Raw genomic sequence first — 21241 nt, forward strand, 5'->3', positions numbered from 1 at the left:
CGAGGAGGGGTGAGTGACCCCATGCGGTTCACTTCGCACCACAGAATCGAACACCTACGAGGGTGGGGCGCGAGAGGTACATCGAGCACATCGAGGGGAGCGCGCGCCGGGCGCGCGGGCAGGCGGGTCCGGGCGGCGTCCCTGACCGCCGCTCTCCTCGCCGCCGGGTTGCTGTCCGGGCCGGCCGCCGGTGCGCTGCCGGCGCCCGATCCGTCATCGACAACGATGTCGATCACATCGCCGCCGGGCGGCGCGGAGGTCCGGGTCCTGGTCTTCCACGGCTCGGCCGCCCCCGGCGAGGAGTCGCCGGTGGTGAACGCCGGGATCGCGGCGATCGAGGACATCGGGCTCTCCGGACCGGCGGATCAGCGATTCGCCGTCACGGCCACCGGTGACGCCTCGGTCTTCACGAACGAGAAGCGGCTGGGACGTTTCCACGCCGTCGTGTTCCTGACCGGCGGGGGCGATGTCCTCGACCCGGAGCAGGAGGCGGGGCTGGAGGCGTACATGGAGGCCGGCGGCGGTTTCCTCGGCGTCCATGACGCGGCCCGGGCGGAACCGTACTCGGACTGGTTCACCGGTCTGGTCGGGGCCCGCCCCGCCGCCGGTGGACCGGCGACCGCGCAGCGGGCCACCGTGGAGGTCGGGGACCGCCGGCATCCGGCCACCAAGGACCTGCCGGCCCAGTGGAAGCGGCCGGACAAATGGCTGAACTGGCAGGTGAACCCGTCCGGCGACGTGCACACCGTGGCCCGGGTGCGCGAGTCGACGTACCAGCCGGGGTCCGGTGCCAACGGCTGGGACCACCCGATCAGTTGGTGCCGGGACTACGACGGCGGCCGGTCCTTCTACACCGGCATGGGCGGCACGGCCTCCTCCTGGGACGAGGCGGACTTCCGCACCCATCTGCGCGGCGCCCTGCTGTGGACGACCCGCCTGGTACAGGCCGACTGCAAGGCCACCATCACCGGCAACTACCAGGCCGAGCGGCTGACCCGGGCCAACCAGCCCGGGCGCAACGACCAGATCGGCGAGCCGCACGGACTGGTCACCGCGCCCGACGGCCGGGTGCTCTACATCGGCCGGGGCGGCACCGACTCCTCCCTGCCGGTGGTCACCGACTGGAACGACCCGGACGTCGGCAAGGGCAAGGGCGAGATCCACGTCTACGACCCGAGGACGAAGCAGGTCACCCTCGCCGGTGAGCTGACCGTCTTCGGCAACAAGGGCGGCGGCGAGGAGCTGGTCAAGGTCGAGGAGGGGCTGCTCGGCATCGAGATCGACCCGCGCTTCACGACGAACGGCTGGGTGTACCTGCACTACACACCCCACTCGGAGATCGACCGCGGCACGCGTCTGGCCGAGCGCCGCGTCTCCCGCTTCACCCTCGACCCGGCCACCGGCAAGCTGGACCTGAGCAGCGAGAAGGTGCTGCTGAAGTGGCCGGTGCAGATCCACAGTTGCTGCCACGCCGGTGGCGGGCTGGCCTGGGACTCCGACGACAACCTGTACATCGCCACCGGTGACAACAACTCCAGCGGCTTCAGCGACGGCTACTCGGGCAACAACCCGGAGCCAAACTTCAAGGGCGTCTCCTTCGCGGACGCGCGCCGTACCGCCGGCAACACCAACAACCTCAACGGCAAGATCCTGCGCATCCACCCGGAGGCCGACGGCACGTACACGCTGCCGGAGGGGAACCTGTTCACGGGCGAGGAGACCGCCGAGGGCGGTGGCAGGACGCGCGGCGAGATCTATGTGATGGGCGTGCGCAACCCGGCGCGGATCTCCGTCGACAAGGCGACCGACACGCTGTACGCGGGCTGGGTCGGGCCGGACGCGGGTGCCCCGTCGCCGACCTGGGGGCCGGCGAAGTACGACACGTTCGCGGTGATCACCGAGGCGGGCAACCGGGGCTGGCCGTACTGCATGGGCAACAAGCAGCCCTACCGGGACCGCAACCTTCCCGACCCGTCGAAGCCGCTGGGCTGGTACGACTGCGACCACCCGAGGAACGAGTCGCCGAACAACGACGGCCTGGTCGAGCTGCCGCCGGTGACCGGGAACAACATCTGGTACTCGCCGCAGGGCGGCGGCCCGGACTTCCCGCGCGACGCGAACGGCGTCCCCTCGTACCAGGAGGACGAGGCCGTCCACCGGCTGCCGTGGCTCAAGGGCGGCGGCCAGGCCGCGATGAACGGCCCCGTCTACCGCTACGACGCCGCGAGCACGAGCACGGCGAAGTGGCCCGAGTACTGGGACGGGAAGTGGTTCGTCGGCGACTTCTACGACACCGACCAGCCGCGCAACGCGGTGCTGATGGACCCGAAGACGCAAGGGGACGGCGGACTGCCGGTGCACTCGGAGTCACTGAAGGAGATCGTGCCGGTGGGCAACGACGGGATCAAGAACCTGATGGGCTGGACGTTCGGCCCGGACGGCGCGCTGTACGTCCTCGACTACGGCCGCGGCTTCTTCACCTCGGACGACAGGTCGGCCCTGTGGCGGGTCACGTACACCGGCGGCGGCCCGACCCCGGCCGCCGGACAGCTCGTGAGGAGGACGCGGTGACACGGCGGCGAAGAGTCTGGGCCGCGCTGCTTGCCGGTCTGCTCCTGGTGCTCGGCGGGCAGGCGGTGCCCGCCGCCGGGCGGCCCGAGCCGGCGCCCGCCGCGGACCAGGTCCTGACCTGGACGGCGGGCGACGGCATCACCGAGTACACGTCGGCACCCGGGACGGCGGTGGCGGGGGCGGCCACGATCGTGTTCGAGAACAGCGAGGCGACCGGGAACACCACCGGCATGCCGCACACGCTGACCTTCGCCACCGCCGACCCCGCCTACAACAGCGATGTGCAGCTCAACATCCTGGCCAGTCCCTTCGACGCCGAGGGCGGCCGGCACACCGCCGAGGTCACCCTCAGCCCCGGCCGCTACCTCTACCACTGCACGATCCCCGGCCACGGGGAGATGCGGGGCGTACTGGTGGTGACCGAGGGCGGTGGCGGCGAGGACAGCACCGCTCCGGCGACCTCGGCGGACGTGGCGGGCACCCAGAACTCCGAGGGCCAGTACGTCGGTTCGGCGAGCGTGTCGGTCACGGCCACCGACGAGGGCTCCGGCGTGGACCGGGTGGAGTACGCGGTCGGCGCGGACGGCGCCTGGCAGCCGTACACCGCGCCGGTCGTGGTCGACCGGGCCGGTGACCACACGGTCCGCTACCGGGCCTTCGACAAGGCGGGCAACGCGGCGGCGGCGAAAAGCGTGGCGTTCACCGTGGTCCCGCCGCCGACCGAGGACGCGACCGCGCCGCAGACCTCGGCGACGGTCGACGGCGTACGCGACGCGGACGGCACCTATGTCGACATGGCGACGGTGACGGTCACCGCCTCCGACACCGGGTCCGGCGTCAACACGATCGAGTACGCGCTCGGCGACGGCGCCTGGCAGACCTACACCGCGCCGGTGATGGTGCATCAGGCCGGCGACCACACCGTCCGCTACCGCGCCACCGACAAGGCGGGCAACGCCGCCGCCGAGAAGTCGGTCCGGTTCACGGTCGTCGCCGCTCCCCCCGAGGACACCACCGCGCCGGTGACCGGAGCGAGCGTCGAGGGCGACCGGAACGCGGCGGGCGCCTACGTCGGCAGTGCGCGGGTCACCGTCAGCGCCACCGACCACGGCGGCTCGGGCGTCGCGCGCGTCGAGTACTCACTGGACGGCGGACCCTACCTGGCCTACTCGGCACCGGTCCTGGTGGACCGGGCGGGCACCCACAGCGTGGCGTACCGCGCGAGCGACCGGGCCGGGAACACCTCGCCGTCCGCCGGCGTGAGCTTCACGGTGGTGGCGGGCGGCGGGGTGCCGGCGCCGCCCTGCCCGGAGTACGACGAGCGGCGCACGGTGATCGTGGGCACGGTCGACACGGGCGTACCGAACCGGGTCACCGGCAACCGGTGCCGGATCAACGAGAGGATCGAGGACGAGCGGGAGTGGACCTCGCAGCAGCTCTTCCTCAAGCACGTCCGGGCGGTGACGGACGCCCTGCTGGCGGAGGGCGTGGTCGACCGGCGTGAGTACCGGGCCGTCAACCAGGCCGCCCGCCGGTCCGGGATCGGCACGCCCGGCCGGACCGAGGGCTACCGCACGATCATGGACGGCAGCGCGGCGTCGTTGGCGAAGTGGGAGCAGGTGGGCGGCGGTTCGTTCACCGCGAACGGTGACGGGTCGATCACCTCGGGCACCACCCGGGACGGCCTCGGCATGCTGTGGTTCCCCGAGCGCAAGTACGACGACTTCTCGCTGAAGCTCCAGTGGCGGGACGACGCGCCCGGCACCGGGAACGCCAACTCCGGTGTCCTCGTGCGCTTCCCGCAGGTCCACGACCACCCCGAGGAGTCGCGCCCGGAGTGGGTCGCCATCAAGTACGGGCACGAGATCCAGGAGTTCGACAGCCCGAGCGGCGACATGTACAAGACCGGCTCGGTCTACGGCTTCGACCGGGTCGGGCTCGCGGGCGCCGGTGTCACACCCAAGGGCACCTGGAACGACTACGAGATCCGGGTGGTCGGCCAGCACTACTCGGTCCACCGCAACGGCGTGCTGATCAACGAGTTCGACAACACCGGCGGCCAGGAGTTCACACCCCCGCGCGGGGACGACCCGGGCACCGACGGGCGGCGGTTCGCCTCCGGGTACGTCGGGCTCCAGGTGCACGGCACGACCGACGTGGTCTCGTACCGGGACGTGCGGATCATGGACCTCGCCCCCTAAGGGCTGTCCCGCACCGGAAGACTCATGAAGATCTCGGGTTCTGGCCCTGCCGCGTCAGCGGCGGGGCCAGACTCGTGGGGTGGCGATGGGTGTGTGGGCCGGGGAGACGGTCGGACCGGATGGGTGGGAGACCTGCCGGGGTCTGATCCCGGCGGGGAGTGTGTTCGCGTTCCTGGCCGAGCACCGCGGCGAGCTGTTCCCGGCGGCGATGTTCGCGGACATGTATCCGTCGGCGAACGGACGGCCGGGCATGCCGCCGCAGATCCTGGCCGCCGCGATCACCCTGCAGGCTTCGCACGGGCTGTCGGACTTCGAGACGTCCAGGAACTCATCCTCCGGCTCCGCGAACCCAGCCATGATCATGCAGCTTGCGCCCTTCGAAATGCCGTCAACACGTTCGAAATTCCCCTCCTTGACGGAAATTGCCGCATTGGTGTTGAGTCACAGCAAAGAGCAGAAAGTCAGAACTCATGCCGCCGAGGTGACGCGACCATGCCCATCCCTGACTCCTACCTCGACGCCCCGGCGCTCAACGGAACCCCGGAGGCGGCCTACGCCAGCCATGAGGAACGGGCTCTGGGGATCGCTCGCCACTACGCCTACACGCACCCTCTCGGCGAGTTCGACGACCCGGGCGGCAGGGAGTTCAGCGAGGACGCCGCCACCGCGCTCATCGCGCACCTGCACGCCGCGGCTGCGGACCCGGCGTTCGCCGCCCCCGGAGCCGAGGCCAGTCGCACCCTCATCCCCAAGGTGCTGCATCACTGGAATGCCGGAGACGGCGAGGTCGGCACGAAACGCGATTACGACATCGCGCTCAAGGGCCTGATGACGGCCGTCTGCCGCTACCCCGGCCTGTTCGGTCCCGAGGACCACGACTTCATCCTCGACACGCTGGTCCCCTACCATATGACGAGCGGCCACCGCCCGTCGATCGAGTACTACGAGGTGACATTCCTCAACATCGACGTCCCCGAGACCGAGAACCACCTGCTCATGATCGAGAGCTGCCGGTACCTCAACAACCAGCTCTTGCACGACAGGAACCCCTACCCCGCGTACGACAACGTGAAGAACGGGCTGCGCGACTGGCTCCTGGGATATCTGCAGCGCATCGCCAAGCACGACTTCCTGGAATTCAATTCCAGGCCCTACGCCCGTCTCGCGCTGCACTCGTTGTTCAACCTGTACGAGTTCGCGCGAGACGCACAGATGCGCACGGCCGCGCAGGTGTTGCTCGACTACACCATGGTCAAATACGCGGTCTCCAGCAACCGTGCGCGCCGCGTGAGCCCCTTCCGGCGTGTGCAGCACCGGATCAATCACGCCGCGAACGAGCGCAACGACCTGTTCGCCGCCTCCGGCGACCAGGTGACGGGGATGTTCGCCGCCTACACCGGGTACATCGACACCGCCGGAAACCCCGCCCGCTTCCCGGCCTCGCTCACCGACACCGCGCTGATCGCGGCGACGAGTTCCTACCGTCCGCCGGCCGCGGCCTACCTCATCGCGATGGACCGCACCACGCCGCCCTCGTTGCACCGCTTCTTCCACGGCAGCCGTCCTCGCCTCACCACCTCACCCGACGACGCCGACGGCGGCCTGGAAATCTACTACCGCTCGCCGTCCTTCCTGCTGACGGCCGGAGGAAATTTCCTCAACAGCGGCTACGGGCGCGACGAGTTCAACATCGGCGTCAACAGTTGGGAGCAGACCGCCAGGGCCCAGGCCACCACGCTCATCCCGACCGGCGCCGACGTCGCCTACGCCGACCTGCTCAGGTTCGAGTCCTGGCCGGATCCGCCGCACGATCCGTATGTCGTCAACCGATACGACCCCGACGAGGACCCGTACGCCGAGAAGATGTCCGCGGTCAACATCGGGGTCCACCGCGGCATCATGGCCGGCGCGAACCTGCGTCCGGCGGAGAAGCAGATCATCGGGCAGACCAGCTCACACGGGCCGGCGGTGTGCACGCACAAGGACCGTCTGTACGTGGCGTGGAAGGGCTCGGGCAACGAGAACATCAACATCGCGAGGGCGCAGACCACCACGCTGATGGGCATCGACGGCATCGAAGGACTCCAGGACGTCGTCACCTACGCGTTCACGACCGAGACCGCTCCGGCCATCGCGTCCCAGGACGACCTGCTCTACTTGGCCTGGAAGGGTGCCGGGAACAATCAGCTCAACCTCGCCGTCTCCGCCGACGACGGGCGCACGTTCTCCGCCGCCACCACGCTCGGCGACAGCTCCGACATGGCGCCCGCGCTGGCCTCCCACAACGGCCGGGTGTACCTCGCCTGGACGGGCGAGGGCGAACAGCAACTGAACGTGGCCCGCGTCGTGCTGATCGGCAGCACCGCGGGTACGTACGACATCGAGGGCATCGAGCGGAAGGCCGTCCTCGGCGACACCAGCGACGGCGCACCCGCGCTCGTCTCCTGCCTGGGGCGGCTCTTCCTCGGCTGGCGCGGATCCGGCAACGAGGACCTCAACCTCGCTTTCTCGGGCGACGACGGTCTGACGTTCCACGGCAAGCACATTTTCGGCGAGTACAGCGACCGCGGCCCGGCCCTCACCACCCACGACGACCTGCTCCACCTCGGCTGGCGCGGATCCGGGAACGAGGACCTGAACGTCGCCCGCGTCGTCCTGTACGGCAGCACCGCCGGCGACTTCGGTATCGACGGGCTCACGTCCAAGGTCATCCTGCCGGATATCAGCACCGAACCGCCCGCCCTCGGCTCCGCGGCCGGTCTGCTCTATCTCGCGTGGAAGGGCGAGGGCGCCGATCTGCTCAACCTGCGGATCTCTCGTGACGGCTTCTTCACCGCCCCGGGCCCGTGGATCTTCACCGATCTGTCCCACCTCGGCATCCACCTGGCCGTCTACCGTCCTCCTGCCGCGCCGCTCCCGCCGCCGCCCCGGCCCGACCAGCCTCGCCTGCCCCCCGTGGACAATCTGGGGTTCGTCTACGCCGCCGAGGCCTCGGCCCGTACCTTCGACGACTTCCGCAACCGGATCGTGCTGGCCAACAACCATCTGCCGAGCGTCCTGAAGCACGGCTCGACTCACGTGTTCCATGCCCCGGACGGCACCAGCTTCCGCATCTGGTTCAGCCACCAGGACAGCAAGTACCGCGCCCGCATCGAAGACGAACGCGGCGACGTCCCGGACTTGGACACCCTGCCCCTGGTCAGCGGCGAGTTCCTGCGTTCGGACGGCCATACGGGCATGCTGGAGATCCACACCCCGGGCTGTGACGCCCCCCTCGTCCTCGACTACCGGAACCCGCTCGACCCCAAGCGGACCGGCAAACCGGCCTGTTCCGCCTGGTACGGCCGGCTGTGGCCCGCTTACACGGACCTGGCTGTCGACCGCCTCCGCACGGGGCAGACCGCCGCCGCCCTGTCCCTCACCCACGAGATCCTGGACCAATTCCGCCAGGCTCGTCTCGACACCCCCGAACTGGACAGCGCCGGGCTCATCGCCGCCACCGGAAGATTCCACGACATCGCCCGCGCCGCCCACCCCGCCGACATCCCGCTCCAACTGGCCGCAGCCCAGAACGCCTGGCAGCTCTACCAGTTCCTGGCCGCGGAACAGCCCCCCGCACCCGACCTCGCCTCCCGCATCGCCGGCCTGCTGGGCTACCTGGCCTTCGGCGCCGCCGACAGCGCCGACGCCGTCGCGGCAGGGGCCGCGGCCCGGGACCTGTACGCCCGCCTTCCCGGCGACCACCGCCTCGACATCGCCGCCGTCTGGACGAACGAGGCACTCATCCACCACTCGGCGGCCTTCCGTCCGGGCCACCCCGACCCACCCGCCGAACTCGCCCGCCAGCGCGAGGCCGCCGCCGAAGCCCTCGCACTCCTCGGCCCTCTGGTCCAGGCCGCGCCAGCCGCATCGGACCTCAGGCGCATGGCTCCCCTCCTGTCCCGCCTGATCGGGGTGGCCTCCTTCGGCTCACCGGATTCCGGCCCCAGCGTCCACGCCGCCGACCTGCTCCGCCGCGGCTACGCCGCCCTGCCAGGCGACCACGGTCTCGACCTCGCCGAGGCCCTCACCAGCCTGTCCCAGCGCCACCACGAGACCTCGGTCGTCCCCGGCGCTCCCGACCCGGCCGCGGAACGGACCCGCCAACGAGATGCCGCGGCCGAAGCCACCGCGCTGATCCTCGGCCTCGCCGACACCCTCCCCACCGGCCCTCCGGCAGACCGCACCCGCGCCGCCGCTCTCCTCGACCGCCTCATCGGCCTCCTCCTCTTCGGGGCCCCCGCCCCTCCCGACCCCCGCACCCTCGAACTCCGAGCCCTCGCCGACTCCGCCACCAGCCTCCGCGACACCCTCCGCGCCACCACCTGATGCCCTAGCTGGGACCTGTCCGCCGAATGATCACGGCTGGGTTCGCGGAGCCGGAGGACGAATCGGCCGAAACCGGCCCGGGGCACCTTCAGCGCGTCCAGGACCGCCTCGGAAACGGTGGAGTCGTTGATCATCAGACCCTAGGGGTCCCGGTCCTTCCTGGCGCGGCTCGGCTGTACCCGTCTGGGCTCCCCCGGCATCTTCGGATACTCGGGCGGGTACGGCAGATCGCCGAGGCCGTGGTCGTGCTCGTCCTTCGTGGCCAGTTCCAGCAGGGCTTCGAGGGAGTAGGCGTGCTCGTCCATGTCCGCGTGCACATCGCCGAGTTCGGCGAAGCGCGCGGGCATGGTCACGAGGTCGAAGTCGGCCGGGTGGGCGGCACCGACCTCCTCCCAGCGCAGCGGCGCCGAGACCGGGGCGTGGGCGCGGGGGCGCACCGAGTAGGCGGAGGCGATGGTGCGGTCCCGGGCGGTCTGGTTGTAGTCGAGGAAGATGCGCTCGCCGCGCTCCTCCTTCCACCACTTGATGGTGACGTGCTCGGGCATCCGGCGTTCCATCTCCCGCCCGACCGCGATCGCCGCGCGCCGCACCTGGGTGAAGGTCCAGCGCGGTTCGATCGGCACGAAGACGTGCAGACCCCGGCCGCCGGAGGTCTTCGGCCAGCCGCGCAGTCCGCCGAACTCCGCGAGCACGGCGCGCAGTTCGTGGGCGGCTCGGACCGCGTCGTCGTAGTCGGTGCCGGGCTGCGGGTCGAGGTCGATGCGGAGTTCGTCGGGGTGGTCGACGTCGTCGCTCCGCACCGGCCAGGGGTGGAAGGTGAGGGTGCCGTACTGGGCGGCCCACACCGCCGCGGCCGGTTCGGTGGGGCACATCTCGTCGGCGCTGCGTCCGCTGGGGAAGGTGATGTGCGCCGTCGGGATCCAGTCGGGCATGCTCTTGGGCGCGCGCTTCTGGTAGAACCACTCGCCGGTGACGCCGTCCGGGTAGCGCTGGAGGGTGGTGGGCCGGTCGCGCAGGGCGCGCAGCAGGCCGGGGGCGACGGCCTGGTAGTAACGGGCGAGGTCGAGCTTGGTGTAGCCGCGCTCCGGGAAGAAGATCTTGCCCGGGTTGGACAGCCGCACGGTCCGGCCGGCCACCTCAAGCTCCACCGCTTCGCCCATGGCAGCCACGGTAGGCGCACCGCGCACACCTCGCACATCAGGCGGTACGGGTACGGGACGGTCAGAATCGGTTCCATGGACCTGCCCGTGATGCCGCCCGTGAAGCCGATGCTCGCCAAGTCCGTGGCGATGATCCCGCCGGGCATGAGTTACGAGGCGAAGTGGGACGGGTTCCGGGCGATCGTGTTCCGCGACGGCGCCGACGTGGAGTTCGGCAGCCGCACCGGCAAGCCGCTGACCAGGTACTTTCCCGAGCTGGTGGGGGCGGTGCGGGAGCGGTTGCCACGGCGGTGCGTGGTCGACGGGGAGATCGTCGTCGCCCGGGAGGGGCACCTGGACTTCGACGCGCTCAGCGAGCGCATCCATCCGGCGGACTCCCGGGTGCGGACGCTGGCGGAGCGGACGCCGGCCTCCCTCGTCGTCTTCGACCTGCTGGCCCTGGAGGAGCAGTCGCTGCTGGACGTACCGCTGTCCGATCGCCGGGCTCTGCTGCTGCGGGCGCTGGAGGGGGTGAGCGCGCCGGTGCACGTGGCGCCGGCGACGACGGACATCGAGGTGGCACGGCAGTGGTTCGTGCGGTACGAGGGGGCGGGGCTCGACGGGATCGTGGCCAAACCGCTGGACCTGCGCTACCGCCCGGACGAGCGGGCGATGTTCAAGGTCAAGCACGAGCGGACGGCGGACGTGGTGGTGGCCGGCTACCGCCTGCACAAGAGCGGCCCGGTGGTCGGTTCGCTGCTGCTGGGCCTCCACGACGACCGGGGCGTCCTCCAGCACGTCGGGGTCTGCGCCGCCTTCACGATGAAGCGGCGGGCGGAGCTGGTGGCGGAGCTGGAGCCGCTGCGGATGGCGGACGTCTCCGGGCATCCGTGGGCGGCGTGGGGCGACGGGACGGCGCACGAGGGCGCCCGGCTGCCGGGCGCCCCGAGCCGCTGGTCGGGCAAGAAGGACCTGTCCTGGGTGCCGCTGCGCCCCGAACGGGTGGCGGAGGTGGCGTACGACCACATGGAGAACGGGGCGAGGTTCCGGCACACCGCGCGCTTTCGGCGCTGGCGGCCGGACCGCACCCCGCGGAGCTGCACGTACGCGCAACTGGAGGAGCCGGTCCGCTACGACCTGGCGGAGATCTTCGCCCCGCCGCAGAACCCGCCCCGGAACCAAGCCGGCTGAGCCGGGCCGGGCCGGGCCGGGTCGGGTCGGGGCCACGGGCGCGGCGGCGCCGCGTCAGGGCTGCATGAGCACCTTGACCGCGCCGTCCTGCTTCTTCTGGAACATCTCGTACGCGTGCGGCGCGTCGGCGAGCGGCACCCGGTGGGTGGCGAAGTCCTGCACACCGAGCGGGTCCTCGTCGGTCAGATAGGTGAGGATGTCGTCGCTCCAGCGGCGTACGTTGGCCTGTCCCATCCGCATCTGGATCTGCTTGTCGAACATGGTCAGCAACGGCATCGGGTCGGCCATGCCGCCGTAGACGCCGACGAGGGAGATCGTGCCGCCGCGGCGGACCAGGTCGATGGCGGTGTACAGGGCGGCGAGCCGGTCGACGCTGAAACGCTCCGCCATGGGGCCGCTGAGCTTGCGCGGCAGCAGTGCGGCGCCCTGCTGGACCAGCTTGGCGATCGCGCCGCCGTGCGCCTCGGTGCCGACGGCGTCGATCACGGCGTCCGGGCCGCGGCCGCCGGTCTCCTCCTGGATGGCGGCGACCAGTTCCTTCTCGTTGTCGAAGGCGCGCAGGTCGAAGGTCTCCACGCCCCGCTCCCGCGCCCTGCGCAGCCGCTCCGGCACGAGGTCCACGCCGAAGACCCGCCCGGCGCCCTTGGCCCGCGCGACCCGGCAGGCCATGTCGCCGATGGGGCCGAGGCCGAGCACGGCCACGCTGCCGCCGCGCGGCACCTCGGCGTACATGACCGCCTGCCAGGCGGTCGGCAGCACGTCGGAGAGGTAGACGAACCGGTCGTCCGGCGGACCCTCGGGCACCTTGATCGGGCCGTAGTGGGCCTGCGGGACCCGGAGGTACTCGGCCTGCCCGCCGGGCACCGCGCCGTACAGGCGGGTGTAGCCGAACAGGGCGGCGCCCATGCCCTCGCCGGTGACCTGGGTGGTCTCGCACTGGGTCGGCAGCCCGTTGTCGCACATGTAGCAGTGGCCGCAGGCGATCTGGAACGGCACCACGACCCGGTCGCCGGGCTTGAGGCCGGGCACCTGGGCGCCGACCTCCTCGACGACGCCCATCGGTTCGTGGCCGAGGATGTCGCCGGGTGTCATGAACGGTGTGAGCACCTCGTACAGATGCAGGTCGGAGCCGCACAGTCCGGTGGAGGTGACGCGGATGATCGCGTCCGTGGGTTCCTGGATTCTCGGATCGGGCACCTCCTCGACCCGCACGTCCCGCTTGCCCTGCCAGGTCACAGCCTTCATGGTCTCGCGCTCCCTTGTGTCACCCGTGCCCTTTTCGTCCTCACTGTGGCGCCCGGGTACCCGGCCCCTCACCCGCGAACCGTGACCGGTCACTGGTCCGATCAGCCCATTGTCCGCGCCAAGTCAGAAGAAGTCGGGTATGGCCATGGATGCACATAAAACGCACACCAAGTGACAGAGGAAGGCGGACGGGTGGTCGGAATGCGACAAGAGCCGTGCACGCGGAGCACCGCGGCGCGGACCCTGCTGACGGCGGCGACGGTGGCGCTGCTGGCGGCGGGCTGTACGGCACGGACCGGACCGGACGACGACGGGCGCGGCCCCGGCCCCCGGACCGCGCAGGGCACACACGACACGCGGGACGCCGGGGGCGGCGGGGACACGGGCGGCACGGGAGACCGGGGAGACCAGGGCGGCAAGGGCGGCAAGGGAGACACCGGCGAGGCGGGCAACCGTGCGGTGTCCCCCTTGGCCGTGAAGATCGACAACGTGCCCGCGGCCCGTCCGCAGACCGGGCTGGACGCCGCGGACGTCGTCTACGTCGAGCCGGTCGAGGGCGGGCTGAGCCGGCTGATGGCCGTGTACGCGACCAGGCTGCCGGAGTCGGTCGGCCCGGTGCGCAGCGCCCGGGAGTCCGACCTGGACCTGCTGGCCCAGTTCCACCGGCCGACGCTCGCCTTCTCCGGCGCCCAGCGCAAGCTGCTGCCGCTCATCGGCAAGGCGCCGGTACGGGCCGAGCAGCCGGGCGGGGCGGCCGGCGCCTACGTCCGCGACAGCGCCCGGCCCGCCCCGCACAACCTCTACGCGCGTCCCGGCAAGCTGCTGCCCACGGCGCCCGGCAAGGCGGCCCTGACGACCGGGTTCCGCTTCGGCGCGGCACCCGCCGACGGCCGGGCCCAGTCCTCGCACACGGTCCGCTACCCGGCGGCCCGCTTCACCTTCACCTGGTCGCCGAGCCGGGACAAGTGGCTCGTCACCATGGACGGCGACCCGGCCGTCACGTCCGACGGCAAGCGGCTGACGCCCTCGACCGTCGTCGTGCAGTACGTGAAGGTGCGCGAGTCCTCCTTCCACGACTCCCGGGGCAACCACACGCCCTACGTCGAGACCGTCGGCACCGGCCGCGCGGAGGTGCTGCGCGACGGACGGACGCACGCCGCGGCCTGGCGGCGCGAGGCGGCGACGCGGGGTACGGCGTTCACCGCGGCGGACGGCTCGCCGCTGCGGTTCGCCGACGGCCAGGTGTGGGTGGTGTTCGCGGAGGCGACCTGAGACCTGAGCCCGGTGCCGGCCAGTGAGGGGCCGGCCAAAGAGGGTCCGGCCAGTGAGGAGCCGGTCAGCGGGGGGCCGGCACCGGCTCGGCCGGGTGGCGCAGCCCCTCGGCCGCGTCCGAGACCCGCTGGATGAGAGCGAAGAAGAGCGACTGCTCCTCGGCGGAGAGCGGCGCGAGGAACACCTGGTTCATCCTGGCCGTGCGCACGGCCAGCTTGCGGTGGGTGCGCAGCCCCTCGTCCGTCGGCCGCAGCAGCGCACGGCGGCCGTCCTGCGGGTCCCGGACCTTGTCCAGGAGCCCGCGGCGGCTCAGCCGGGTGATCACCTCGGCGATCGTCGACCGGTCGAGCCCCACCCGCTCCCCCACCGTGCGCTGGTCCAGGCCCGGCTGGTCGACCAGCGCGTTGAGGACGGCGAACTGCGGCGAGGTGATCTCCTCGGAGACCATCGCGTTCCACAGCAGGTAGTGCGCCTGCTGCAGCCGCCGGGCGAGGTGCCCGGGATGGGTGGTGAGATCCACCGCGGCCATGTGCGCTCCCGTGATCACGTTCGTTGGTGCACTGAACGATACCCGGAGTTCCGGAGCCCTGTCAGTGACGGCACACATCACAAAGTGCTCGTCAACGAGGGTCTTGACGCTCGTGGACTCCCGGTGGCAGCGTGTGGCACACCTCGCTGAAATACTCAGTGCCCTGACTAATTCGATGCTCGGGCGCCTGGAAGAGATGGGGCTTATCGGATGGACAAGGTGGTGGCCACGGCCGCCGAGGCGGTGGCGGACGTGCCGGAGGGCGCGTCGCTGGCCGTCGGCGGTTTCGGGCTGAGCGGTGTGCCGAACGTACTGATCCAGGCGCTGTACGAGCATGGGGTGGCCGGCCTGTCGGTGGTGTCGAACAACTGCGGGGCGATGGAGTCGGGCCTCGCGGTGCTGCTCGCCGCCGGGCGGATCGCCCGGGTGACGGGGTCGTACATCGGCGCCAACAAGGAGTTCGCCCGCCAGTACCTGGGCGGTGAACTGGAGGTGGAGATGATCCCGCAGGGCACGCTGGCCGAGCGGCTGCGGGCCGGCGGGGCCGGCATACCGGCGTTCTACACCCCGGCGGGTGTGGGGACCCAGGTCGCCGACGGCGGGCTGCCCTGGCGGTACGACGGCTCCGGCGGGGTGGCGCTGGCGTCGCCGCCCAAGGAGGTGCGGGAGTTCGACGGCACCGAGTACGTCCTGGAGCGCGGCATCCGCACCGACTTCGCGCTGGTGCGGGCCTGGAGGGGCGACCGGCACGGGAACCTCGTCTTCAACAAGGCCGCCCGCAACTTCAACCCCCTCGCGGCGACGGCGGGACGGGTGACCGTCGCCGAGGTGGAGGAGCTGGTCGAGCCCGGCGAGATCGAGCCGGACGCCGTGCACCTGCCGGGGATCTTCGTGCAGCGGGTGGTGGCCCTCACCGCCGGGCAGGCCGGCGAGAAGAAGATAGAGCGGCGCACGGTCTCCGCGCCGTCGGCACGAGGCACGGTGGGTTCCTGATGGCCTGGACGCGTGAACAGATGGCGGCGCGGGCGGCGCGGGAGCTGGCGGACGGGCAGTACGTCAATCTCGGCATCGGTCTGCCGACCCTGATCCCCAACTACCTCCCCGAAGGCGTCGAGGTCACCCTCGAATCCGAGAACGGCATCCTCGGCACCGGCCCGTATCCGGCCGAGGACCAGGTCGACCCCGACCTGATCAACGCGGGCAAGGAGACCGTGACGGTGCTGCCCGGCGCCTCCTTCTTCGACTCCGCCCTCTCCTTCGGGATGATCCGGGGCGGTCACATCGACGTCGCGGTGCTGGGCGCGATGCAGGTCTCGGCCGGCGGGGATCTGGCGAACTGGGCGATCCCGGGCAAGATGATCACCGGGATCGGCGGGGCGATGGATTTGGTCCACGGCGCCCGCACGGTCATCGTCGTGATGACCCACACCGCGAAGGACGGCTCGCCGAAGATCCTGGCCGAGTGCGCGCTGCCGCTGACCGGCAAGGCGTGTGTGAACCGGATCATCACCGACCTCGGCGTCCTGGACGTCACCGACCACGGCCTGCTGCTCGTCGAGACCGCGCCCGGGGTGGGCGTGGAGGAGATCGCCGCGAAGACCGATGCCGACCTGACCGTCGCGGAGGGCCTGAAGTGAAGACCGTCTACCTCGTCGACGCCGTGCGCACGCCGATCGGCAAGTACAACGGCGCTCTCGCGGGCGTCCGCCCGGACGACCTGGCCGCGCACGCCGTCCGGGAACTCCTGGCCCGCACCCCGGCCCTCGACCCCGCCCGGATCGAGGACGTCTACTTCGGCAACGCCAACGGCGCCGGCGAGGAGAACCGCAACGTCGGCCGGATGGCCGCCCTGCTCGCCGGACTGCCGACCTCCGTGCCGGGCGTCACCGTCAACCGCCTGTGCGCCTCCGGACTGGAGGCGGTGATCCAGGCGGCCCGCGCGATCGCCGTCGGCGACGCCTCGATCGCCCTGGCGGGCGGCGTGGAGTCGATGACCCGCGCCCCCTACGTCCTGCCCAAGAGCGACCGGCCGTTCCCGGCCGGGCACGCGGAGCTGTACTCCACCACCCTGGGCTGGCGCATGGTCAACCCGGAGATGGACCCGCAGTGGACCGTCGCGCTGGGCGAGTCCGCCGAACTCATCGCGGACAAGCACGGGATCAGCCGCGAGCAGCAGGACGAGTACGCCCTCGGCAGCCACCGCAAGGCCGCGCGCGCCCAGGCCGAGGGGCTGTTCGAGACCGAACTCGCCCCCGTCACCCTGCCGCGGCGCAAGGGCGACCCGGTCGTCTTCGGCGCCGACGAGAGTGTCCGGGCGAGCGCCTCGCCGGAGGCGATGGCGGGGCTCAAGCCGTCCTTCCGCCGCGAGGGCGGGACGGTCACCCCGGGCAACGCCTCGCCCCTCAACGACGGCGCCGCCGCCCTGCTCCTGGTCGACGAGGAGGGACTGAAGGCCACCGGCCGCGAGCCGCTCGCCCGGATCTCCGCCACCGGCGTCAGCGCGATCGACCCGCAGTACTTCGGGCTCGCCCCGGTCGAGGCCGTGCACCGCGCGCTCGCCAAGGCCGGCCGGACCTTCGCCGACCTCGACGTACTCGAACTGAACGAGGCGTTCGCCGCCCAGGTCCTCGGCTGTCTGGCCGAGTGGCCCGAGTTCGACCCGGCGGTCCTCAACCCGCAGGGCGGCGCCATCGCCCTCGGCCACCCCCTCGGTGCCTCCGGTGCCCGGCTCGCCGGGACCGTCGCCCACCAGCTCGCCCGCAAGGGCTCCGGCACCGGCATCGCCACCCTCTGCATCGGCGTCGGACAGGGCCTCGCCCTGGTCCTCGAACGATAGGAACCCGGGATTCCCATGACCCTCACCCAGCACGACATGGACGCCGAGATCACGGCCGAGCGGGCCGCGTACGAGAAGCGGCTCGCCGGGGGCGCGCCGGTCGAGCACCACCCGCGCCGTGACTACGCCCCGTACCGGTCCTCGGTGCTGCGCCACCCGAAACAGCCGCCGGTCGCCATCGACGTCACGAAGGACCCGGAGCTGGTGGAGCTGTCCTCGCCCGCCTTCGGGGAGCGGGACATCACCGGTATCGACAACGACCTGACCCGGCAGCACACCGGCGAGCCGGTCGGTGAGCGCATCACCGTCTCCGGGCGGCTCCTCGACCGCGCCGGGCGGCCGGTGCGCGGCCAGCTCGTGGAGATCTGGCAGGCCAACTCGGCCGGCCGCTACGCCCACCAGCGCGAGCAGCACGACGCCCCGCTGGACCCGAACTTCACCGGCTTCGGCCGCACCCTCTCGGACGACGACGGTTTCTACCGGTTCACCACCGTCCAGCCGGGCCCGTACCCGTGGCGCAACCACGTCAACGCCTGGCGCCCGGCCCACATCCACTTCTCGGTCTTCGGCTCGGCGTTCACCCAGCGGCTGGTGACGCAGATGTACTTCCCGAACGACCCGCTGTTCCCGTACGACCCGATCCTGCAGTCGGTGACGGACGACGCCGCCCGGCGGCGGCTGATCGCCACCTACGACCACGAGCTGTCGGTGCCGGAGTTCTCGCTCGGCTACCACTGGGACATCGTCCTCGACGGCCCGGCCGCCACCTGGCTCGAAGAAGGGCGCTGAGCTGCCATGACGAAGATCGACACCAGCAGGCCGGAGAGCGTGCTGCCCACCCCGTCGCACACGGTCGGACCGTTCTACGGGTACGCGCTGCCGTTCCGCGGCGGTGAGGAGATAGCCCCGCTCGGGCACCCGGACACGGTCACCGTGCACGGGTACGTGCGCGACGGCGAGGGCGGGCCGCTGCCGGACGCGCTCGTCGAGCTGTGGGGGCCCGACCCCGAGGGCAGGCTGCCGACGACCGACGGTTCGATGCGCAGGGACCCGGCGACCGGGGACTACCTCGGGCGCAACGGGGTGGAGTTCACCGGGTTCGGGCGGATCCAGACCGACGCCGACGGGCACTGGTACGCGCGGACGCTGCGGCCGGGCGCGCGCGGCGGGAACGCCCCCTACCTCAGCGTCTGCGTCTTCGCGCGAGGTCTGCTCGTACACCTGTTCACGCGGATCTATCTGCCGGGCGACGAGGCGGCCCTCGCCGCCGACCCGCTGCTGTCCCGGGTCCCCGAAGAGCGGCGCGACACGCTGATCGCGGCGGCGGAGGGCGGGTCCACGTACCGTTTCGACATCCGCCTTCAGGGCGAGGGCGAGACGGTCTTCCTGGAGTTCCAGTGACATCAGCTTGTGACCCGAGCCTGCTCGCCCCCGGGTGGGCGGGCTCCCCGGCCGCCGACGCGACGGACGAGCGCGCGTATCTGCGGGCGCTGCTCGACGCGGAGACCGCGCTGACCCGCGCCCAGGCGGCCCTGGGACTCGCTCCGCCCGAGGCGGTGGCGGCGGTGGCCGCGGCCGCCGACGCGGACCGCTTCGACGCGCGGGCGCTCGCCGAGCGGGCGCGCGGCGGTGGCAACCCCGTCATCCCGCTGGTCGCCGACCTCACGGAGGCGGTCGGGCAGGAGTACGGCCCGTACGTCCACCGGGGCGCGACCAGCCAGGACATCCTGGACACGGCGTCGATGCTGGTCGCCGCCCGCGCCCTGGGCCCGGTCCTGGCCGACCTCGCCCGCACCGGGCGGGCGCTGGCCCGGCTCGCCGCCGCGCACCGGGACACCGCGCTGCCGGGGCGGACGCTGACCCAGCACGCCGTTCCGACGACCTTCGGGCTGAAGGCGGCCGGCTGGCGCTCCCTGGTCCTGGACGCCCGGGACCGCATCACCCTCGTCCGGGCGAGCCTGCCCGCCCAACTGGGCGGCGCGGCCGGCACCCTGGCGGCGTTCGGCGCGTACGGCGCCGAGGACCCGACCGCGCTGCCGGGTGCGTACGCCCGGGAACTGGGTCTGGCCGCACCGCTGCTGCCCTGGCACACCCTGCGCACGCCGGTCGCCGACCTGGCCGGCTGCCTGGCGCTGGCGGCCGGGGCGCTCGGCAAGCTCGCCGCGGACGTGCTCACGCTCGCCCGGACCGAGATCGGCGAGCTGGCGGAGGGCGGCGGCGGGGGGTCCTCGGCGATGCCGCACAAGGCCAATCCGGTACGGGCCACGCTGATCGCGGCGGCGGCCCGGCGCGCGCCGCAGCTCGCGGCGACGCTGTACGGGTCGCTGGTCGCGGAGGACGAGCGGCCGGCCGGGGCCTGGCACGCCGAGTGGGAGCCGCTGCGCGACCTGCTCCGGCTGGTCGGCGGCGCCGCCCGGGACGCCGCGGAGCTGACCGAGGGGCTGCGGGTGGACCCGGAGGCGATGCGCGCGCACCTGGACCTGACCCACGGGCTGATCGTCTCCGAGCGGCTCGCCGCCGAACTGTCCCCGCTGCTCGGCAGGTCCCGGGCGAAGTCCCTGCTCACCGAGGTGGCCCGGCGCGCCTGGACCGAGGGCCGCGGCCTGAGCGAACTCCTCGCCGAGGTACCGGAGCTGAAAGAGGTCGACCTGACGGCCCTCACCGATCCCGCCCGTTACACCGGCAGCGCCGCTGCCCTGACCGACCGCGCCTTGGAGCGACGTTGAACGACACCCTCCTCCACCACCGTGCGGAGGGCCCCGCCTCCGCTCCCCCGCTGCTGCTCGGCCCCTCGCTCGGCACCTCGTACGCCCTGTGGGACGCGGTGGCGCCCGAACTGTCCGCCGGGCACCGGGTGATCCGCTGGGACCTGCCGGGGCACGGCGGTTCGGCGGCCGGGCTGCTCGCCGCCGGCGGCACGGTCGGTGACCTGGCCGGCCTGGTGCTGGCGCTCGCCGACTCGCTCGGCGTGGCGCGGTTCGCCTACGCGGGGGTGTCGCTGGGCGGCGCGGTCGGCCTGCACCTGGCCGTGCACCACCCGGAGCGGGTGTCGTCGCTGGCCGTGATCTGCTCGTCGGCGCACTTCAACGGGGCGAAGCCGTGGCGGGACCGGGCCGCGCTGGTGCGCCGCGAGGGGCTGGCGGGGCTCGCCGAGGGCGCGGACGCCCGCTGGTTCACGCCCGGGTTCACCGTGGAACGGCTGGTCCAGGACCACCGGGACGCCGATCCGGCGGCGTACGCGGCCTGCTGCGACGCGCTGGCCGCCTTCGATCTGCGGGACGTTCTCGACCGGATCTCCGTACCGACACTGCTGGTCGCGGGCCGCGCGGACCCGGCCACGCCCCCCGCGCACCTGCGGGAGATCGCCGACGCGGTGCCGGACGCCGCCCTGGTGGAGATCCCGGGCGCCTCGCACCTGGCGCCCGCCGAACGTCCCGAGGCCGTGCTCACCGCGCTCCGCGGCCACCTGGACGCGGGCGCGAAGCGGGGCATGGCCGTGCGGCGCGAGGTGCTGGGGGACGCGCACGTGGACCGGGCGCAGGCCCGGCAGACCCCGTTCACGGCCCCGTTCCAGGACTTCATCTCGCGCTACGCCTGGGGCGAGGTGTGGACCGACACCACGCTGTCGCGCCGCGAGCGCAGCATGATCACCATGACCGCGCTGGTCGCGCACGGCCACTACGAGGAACTGGCCATGCACGTACGGGCGGCGCGCCGCAACGGACTCACGCCGGACGAGATCGGCGCGGTCCTGCTCCAGACGGCCGTCTACTGCGGAGTGCCGGCGGCGAACTCGGCCTTCGCCACGGCCCAGCGGGTGCTGGCGGAGGAGAGCGCGGGCGAGTGACGCGGGACGGGGGCGCCCGCCATGATGTGCTGGTGAACGAGA

The 21241-nt window shown here is 72.1% G+C and carries 15 protein-coding genes and 1 pseudogene; 13 read left to right on the plus strand and 3 right to left on the minus strand.

Going from position 1 to position 21241, the window contains the following annotated elements; translation table 11 throughout:
• The first annotated feature begins 21 nt into the window (after positions 1-21).
• The 4 genes and pseudogenes from ABEB00_RS26735 to ABEB00_RS26750 all read left to right on the plus strand — a co-directional run bounded on the left by ABEB00_RS26735 (position 22) and on the right by ABEB00_RS26750 (position 9140).
• A complete protein-coding gene (locus tag ABEB00_RS26735) occupies positions 22-2571 on the plus strand; it encodes a ThuA domain-containing protein (protein WP_425586573.1) in 2550 nt (849 codons plus the stop codon).
• The gene (locus tag ABEB00_RS26740) at positions 2568-4772 is read left to right on the plus strand and encodes an OmpL47-type beta-barrel domain-containing protein (RefSeq protein ID WP_345622894.1); all 2205 of its coding nucleotides are present in this window, start codon (positions 2568-2570) and stop codon (positions 4770-4772) included. Before ABEB00_RS26735 ends, ABEB00_RS26740 begins: the two co-directional genes overlap by 4 nt.
• An 85-nt stretch (positions 4773-4857) precedes the next feature.
• Positions 4858-5091, plus strand: a pseudogene (locus tag ABEB00_RS26745) (transposase); the annotation flags it as partial.
• A 173-nt stretch (positions 5092-5264) separates the two neighbouring features.
• On the plus strand, positions 5265-9140 hold the full coding sequence (locus ABEB00_RS26750; RefSeq protein WP_345622968.1) for a hypothetical protein: 3876 nt from the start codon (positions 5265-5267) through the stop codon (positions 9138-9140).
• Between the two features lie 140 nt (positions 9141-9280).
• Here the strand turns inward: ABEB00_RS26750 and ligD are convergent, their stop codons facing one another.
• Positions 9281-10300 carry a non-homologous end-joining DNA ligase gene (ligD, locus tag ABEB00_RS26755; protein ID WP_345622896.1) on the minus strand — a complete coding sequence of 340 codons (1020 nt, stop codon included), beginning with the start codon at positions 10298-10300 and terminating at the stop codon, positions 9281-9283.
• Positions 10301-10375: 75 nt separating this feature from the next.
• On the opposite strand from ligD, the gene ABEB00_RS26760 reads away from it, so the two are divergent.
• Positions 10376-11470: an ATP-dependent DNA ligase gene (locus ABEB00_RS26760; protein ID WP_345622898.1), complete on the plus strand. Its 1095-nt coding sequence runs from the start codon at positions 10376-10378 to the stop codon at positions 11468-11470.
• Positions 11471-11524: 54 nt separating this feature from the next.
• Here ABEB00_RS26760 and ABEB00_RS26765 read toward each other — a convergent pair whose 3' ends face one another.
• Positions 11525-12715: a zinc-dependent alcohol dehydrogenase gene (locus tag ABEB00_RS26765; protein ID WP_345622900.1), complete on the minus strand. Its 1191-nt coding sequence runs from the start codon at positions 12713-12715 to the stop codon at positions 11525-11527.
• Between the two features lie 201 nt (positions 12716-12916).
• Between ABEB00_RS26765 and ABEB00_RS26770 the strand changes: the two genes are divergently transcribed.
• Complete coding sequence (locus ABEB00_RS26770) at positions 12917-13987, plus strand: DUF3048 domain-containing protein (protein ID WP_345622901.1); 1071 nt, start codon at positions 12917-12919, stop codon at positions 13985-13987.
• Between the two features lie 64 nt (positions 13988-14051).
• Here ABEB00_RS26770 and ABEB00_RS26775 read toward each other — a convergent pair whose 3' ends face one another.
• The gene (locus ABEB00_RS26775) at positions 14052-14516 is read right to left on the minus strand and encodes a MarR family winged helix-turn-helix transcriptional regulator (protein WP_345622902.1); all 465 of its coding nucleotides are present in this window, start codon (positions 14514-14516) and stop codon (positions 14052-14054) included.
• Positions 14517-14726: 210 nt separating this feature from the next.
• On the opposite strand from ABEB00_RS26775, the gene ABEB00_RS26780 reads away from it, so the two are divergent.
• Genes ABEB00_RS26780 through pcaDC form a run of 7 tightly spaced genes read left to right on the plus strand, consistent with a single transcriptional unit; the run spans position 14727 to position 21199 of the window.
• Positions 14727-15509 (plus strand): CoA transferase subunit A, encoded by a 783-nt coding sequence (locus tag ABEB00_RS26780; protein ID WP_345622904.1) that lies wholly within the window; start codon positions 14727-14729, stop codon positions 15507-15509.
• Positions 15509-16153: a CoA transferase subunit B gene (locus tag ABEB00_RS26785; RefSeq protein WP_345622905.1), complete on the plus strand. Its 645-nt coding sequence runs from the start codon at positions 15509-15511 to the stop codon at positions 16151-16153. Before ABEB00_RS26780 ends, ABEB00_RS26785 begins: the two co-directional genes overlap by 1 nt.
• Entirely contained in the window at positions 16150-17352 is a 1203-nt protein-coding gene (locus tag ABEB00_RS26790; protein WP_345622906.1) for a thiolase family protein, read from the plus strand. Before ABEB00_RS26785 ends, ABEB00_RS26790 begins: the two co-directional genes overlap by 4 nt.
• 15 nt (positions 17353-17367) lie before the next feature.
• A complete protein-coding gene (gene pcaH, locus ABEB00_RS26795; protein ID WP_345622908.1) occupies positions 17368-18141 on the plus strand; it encodes a protocatechuate 3,4-dioxygenase subunit beta in 774 nt (257 codons plus the stop codon).
• 6 nt (positions 18142-18147) lie between these two features.
• Positions 18148-18753, plus strand: a complete 606-nt coding sequence (gene pcaG / locus ABEB00_RS26800) for a protocatechuate 3,4-dioxygenase subunit alpha (protein ID WP_345622909.1) — start codon at positions 18148-18150, stop codon at positions 18751-18753.
• The gene (pcaB, locus tag ABEB00_RS26805) at positions 18750-20078 is read left to right on the plus strand and encodes a 3-carboxy-cis,cis-muconate cycloisomerase (RefSeq protein WP_345622911.1); all 1329 of its coding nucleotides are present in this window, start codon (positions 18750-18752) and stop codon (positions 20076-20078) included. The genes pcaG and pcaB overlap by 4 nt, the downstream gene beginning before the upstream one ends.
• Complete coding sequence (gene pcaDC / locus ABEB00_RS26810) at positions 20075-21199, plus strand: bifunctional 3-oxoadipate enol-lactonase/4-carboxymuconolactone decarboxylase PcaDC (protein ID WP_345622913.1); 1125 nt, start codon at positions 20075-20077, stop codon at positions 21197-21199. The genes pcaB and pcaDC overlap by 4 nt, the downstream gene beginning before the upstream one ends.
• The last annotated feature ends 42 nt before the right edge of the window (positions 21200-21241 follow it).

Origin of the sequence: Streptomyces ziwulingensis (assembly GCF_039542605.1) — a bacterium.
Taxonomy (GTDB): Bacteria; Actinomycetota; Actinomycetes; order Streptomycetales; family Streptomycetaceae; genus Streptomyces; species Streptomyces ziwulingensis.